The organism is Sphaerospermopsis kisseleviana CS-549, from assembly GCF_028329225.1.
In the GTDB taxonomy this organism is placed as follows: Bacteria; Cyanobacteriota; Cyanobacteriia; order Cyanobacteriales; family Nostocaceae; genus Sphaerospermopsis; species Sphaerospermopsis kisseleviana.
The window spans coordinates 1-3,702 of the sequence record NZ_JAQMTI010000150.1 but is presented as its reverse complement, the minus strand read 5'-3'; the positions used below and the strand labels follow the sequence as shown (position 1 = coordinate 3,702).

General features: G+C 37.2%; 4 protein-coding genes and 1 pseudogene. 3 read left to right on the top strand and 2 right to left on the bottom strand.

Going from position 1 to position 3,702, the window contains the following annotated elements; translation table 11 throughout:
* Positions 1-189 precede the first annotated feature (189 nt).
* Positions 190-1,902: a diflavin flavoprotein gene (locus PN497_RS12620; RefSeq protein ID WP_096572529.1), complete on the top strand. Its 1,713-nt coding sequence runs from the start codon at positions 190-192 to the stop codon at positions 1,900-1,902.
* 28 nt (positions 1,903-1,930) lie between these two features.
* Here PN497_RS12620 and PN497_RS12615 read toward each other — a convergent pair whose 3' ends face one another.
* A complete protein-coding gene (locus PN497_RS12615; RefSeq protein ID WP_096564985.1) occupies positions 1,931-2,134 on the bottom strand; it encodes a proteinase inhibitor I4 serpin in 204 nt (67 codons plus the stop codon).
* Between the two features lie 168 nt (positions 2,135-2,302).
* Here PN497_RS12615 and PN497_RS12610 point away from each other — a divergent pair, with 168 nt between their 5' ends.
* Both PN497_RS12610 and PN497_RS12605 read left to right on the top strand, forming a co-directional pair.
* Complete coding sequence (locus tag PN497_RS12610) at positions 2,303-2,455, top strand: hypothetical protein (RefSeq protein WP_272110310.1); 153 nt, start codon at positions 2,303-2,305, stop codon at positions 2,453-2,455.
* Between the two features lie 33 nt (positions 2,456-2,488).
* Positions 2,489-3,190, top strand: coding sequence for a Uma2 family endonuclease (locus PN497_RS12605; protein WP_096564983.1), 702 nt, complete (start codon positions 2,489-2,491; stop codon positions 3,188-3,190).
* A gap of 142 nt (positions 3,191-3,332) precedes the next feature.
* Here PN497_RS12605 and PN497_RS12600 read toward each other — a convergent pair.
* A pseudogene (locus tag PN497_RS12600) lies at positions 3,333-3,428 on the bottom strand (Uma2 family endonuclease); the annotation flags it as partial.
* Positions 3,429-3,702 lie beyond the last annotated feature (274 nt).

Below are 3,702 nucleotides of genomic sequence, written 5' to 3'. Positions count from 1 at the left end.
CCATTACCCATTACCCATTACCCATTACCAATTACCAATTACCAATTACCCATTACCAATTACCAATTACCAATTACCAATTACCAATAATATTTGATAAATATTATGTCATTTTCTGATTCTGTTTCTAATGCTTTCACCTCAGCTAAAAATTGGGTTTCTCAAGTTTTTTATTCACAAGAAAAATCTATGACAGATTCCAAACCACGGGACGTACAAATTTTACCGATCGCCACCAATACCAAAGTTCTCAGAGCTAGGAGTTGGTCACGTCTAAGGTTTGAAGTTGAATATGCACTTTGTCGAGGAACTACCGCAAATTGCTATTTAATAGAAGCCGATAAAACTGCATTAATTGATCCTCCGGGAGAAGGATTTACTAATATTTATTTTGCAGCATTGCAGAATACAGTTAATTTGAGAAAGTTAGATTATGTGATTTTGGGTCATTTTAGCCCTAATCGTATACCAACTTTAAAAGCACTGTTAGAACTTGCACCGCAAATTACTTTTGTTTGTTCTATGGTTGGTGCAAATAATTTGCGTGCATCTTTCCCAGATCAAGATATTAAAGTTTTGATTATGCGGGGGAAAGAAACTTTAGATTTAGGTAAAGGTCATGTTTTGAAATTCTTACCTACTCCTAGTCCCCGTTGGCCAGAAGCACTTTGCACCTATGATCAACAAACCCAAATTCTCTATACTGATAAATTATTTGGGTCGCATATCTGTGGTGATGAAGTTTTTGATGATAATTCAGAAGCTTTTAAAGAAGATCAGCGTTATTACTTTAATTGTTTGATGGCTCCCCATGCAACTCATGTCGAAGCTGCATTAGAAAAAATTTCTGATTTGCAGGTGAGGATGTATGCAGTGGGTCATGGTCCATTGATTCGCACTGGGTTGATAGAATTAACTAAAGCTTATAGTGAATGGAGTCGCGCTCAAAAAGATCGGGAAATTTCCGTAGCGTTACTTTATGCTTCTGCTTATGGTAACACTGCCACTTTAGCACAGGCGATCGCTTGGGGATTAACTAAAGGTGGAGTTGCGGTAAAATCTATTAATTGCGAATTTGCCAGCCCTGGAGAAATTCGTGGTACTGTAGAACAGGCAGATGCGTTTATTATTGGTACTCCTACCATCGGTGGTCATGCTCCCACACCTATTCACACTGCTTTAGGTATTGTTTTAGCTATTGGTGATAATAGTAAATTAGCAGGTGTGTTTGGTTCTTATGGTTGGAGTGGAGAAGCTTTAGACTTAGTAGAAGGTAAACTGCGAGATGGGGGATATCGGTTTGGGTTTGACACTTTGAAAGTCAAGTTTAAACCCGATGAAGTCACCCTGAAAATGTGCGAAGAAATAGGTACAGACTTTGCACAAAGTTTGAAAAAAGCGAAAAAAATTCGTGTACCACAACAACCTGCAACCCCTGTAGAACAAGCAGTAGGGAGAATAGTTGGTTCTGTATGTGTAGTTGCAGCTAAACAAGGGGAAGTTTCCACAGCAATGCTGGGAACGTGGGTATCTCAAGCTACCTTTAATCCTCCAGGAATTACAGTGGCGATCGCCAAGGAAAGAGCAGTTGAATCATTGATGTATCCTGGTGGTAAGTTTGTCCTGAATGTTCTTCCAGATGGTGTTCATGTAGACTACATGAGACATTTCCGTAAAAATTTCGCCCCTGGAGAAGACAGGTTTGCTAATTTCCAAACGGTAGAAGCTGATAATGGTTGTGCAGTCCTGACTGATGCTGCTGCATATTTAGAATGTTCCGTTAACCAACGTCTAGAATGTGGTGATCATTGGGTAGTATATGCCACTGTAGATAATGGTAAATTACTCAAACCGGATACTGTAACTGCTGTTAATCATCGCAAAACCGGTACACATTATTAAAAGGAGTTAGGTAGCATCATAATTGATACTAATTATCTCCAGCTAAGAGAGATTCAGTGTTGCTTGGGGAAGATTTACTGATTAAATTTGTATTGTTATCTACTGCTGAATATCCCAATACACTCAGCATCACAATACTAGCTGCTGCTAAAACGTAGCGTCTACCCAAACTGACTCCGTAGCGCCTTTGTAAAAAATTTTCTTGCACAACATTAAATTTTTGTCGGTTCATCTACTACCTCATTTTTTGTTCTAGCTTTCTGTTTAGTTAGACGTTAATGATGTGTTAGATGTTCACTATCGCATAGAAAATACATAAATCCTTGCTGGTTACAGTTTTGGTAACGGATTTTTACGTTATGTTTTCATAACTTAATTTAAGAGTCAGGAGTTATTAATTTTGGATTTGGGATTTGGGATTTGGGATTTTAGATTTTGGATTATTTTTGTCAGATCCAATCTCAAATCTCAAATTTTTTTCCCAGTCCCCAGTCCCCAGTCACCAGTCACCAGTCCCCAGTCACCAGTCACCAGTCCCCAGTCACCTACGTAATATATACTAAGAATAGAATAGGTAGCATCAATTATGCTAAATTACAATCCTTTGCATTGCTTACCTTCATCAGAAGAACTACCGGACTCTGACGAAACACCAGTGGATAACGAACTACAAGATTTAATTCCCGGTTTATTAAAAGCCATGTTAGCCTTAATTTGGTCTCAAAGATGGGATTGGTTTTTTGGTGTGGATATGGGAATATATTATGATCCAAATGAACCTGCAATAGTACCAGATGGGTTTTTAAGTATTGGTATTCCCAGGGTAATTCATGAAAAATTACGTTCTAGTTATGTCTTGTGGGAAGAACAGAAATTACCTAGTTTAGTATTAGAAGTAGTTTCCCAAACCTACAGAAATGAATATAGCACTAAAAAAGAATTTTATGCCGATGAGTTAGGGATTTTATATTATGTGGTATATAATCCCCAACGGAAAATCAAAGAAACTTTAGAGGTTTATAAATTAGTGGATGGGGAATATATTTTAATTCCTGGAAATCCCGTTTGGTTGCCAGAAATTGGTTTAGGAATCGGTAAAGAAAAGGGAACTTATCAAGGAATAACCAGAGAATGGTTATATTGGTTTGATGAAAATGGTAAAAGATTTTTAACACCAGAGGAAAGGATTCAACAAAGTGAAGAAAAAAAGAATCAAGCTGAAGAAAAAGCGAAAAAATTAGCTGAAATGTTGAAGAATTTAGGAGTTGATCCTGAAAGTTTGATTTAAATCACCTCTCACACCCTGGAAACAGGGGGAATAGGATAAAAACTGAAATAAAGATTGTTTTGAACAAGGTTTTCTAACATGACATAACATCATCAAGTTTAATTTGCAAATTGGGAAATAGTCCAGAGATAATTATATCTCATAAACGATATTTTCGCTGTTGATATACGCCATTCACTAATTGACAGACCGTGAAAGTAGGTTGTTTAGGACTACCAATAAATTGCAGCAATCCTATTTGATTTGTGAACATTGTAAGATTCAGATCCCCGACTTCTTCAAGAAGTCAAGTAAGTCAGCAGGAAAAAACCAAGGTATGTAACAAAATGTAAAATGCCTAAGAGGTTGTTTGAAAAGTATTAGATGAAACCGATAAGCTGTTGTGCATTTAATTTGTATAAGTGGAACAGGCATCTTGCCTGTTAAACAAGAGTTCAGAACATTAGGGTTATACAATTTAGCTGTGTAACAGCTTAATCTCTAGAAACCTAACCCCCCTTCCCCCCTTCCCT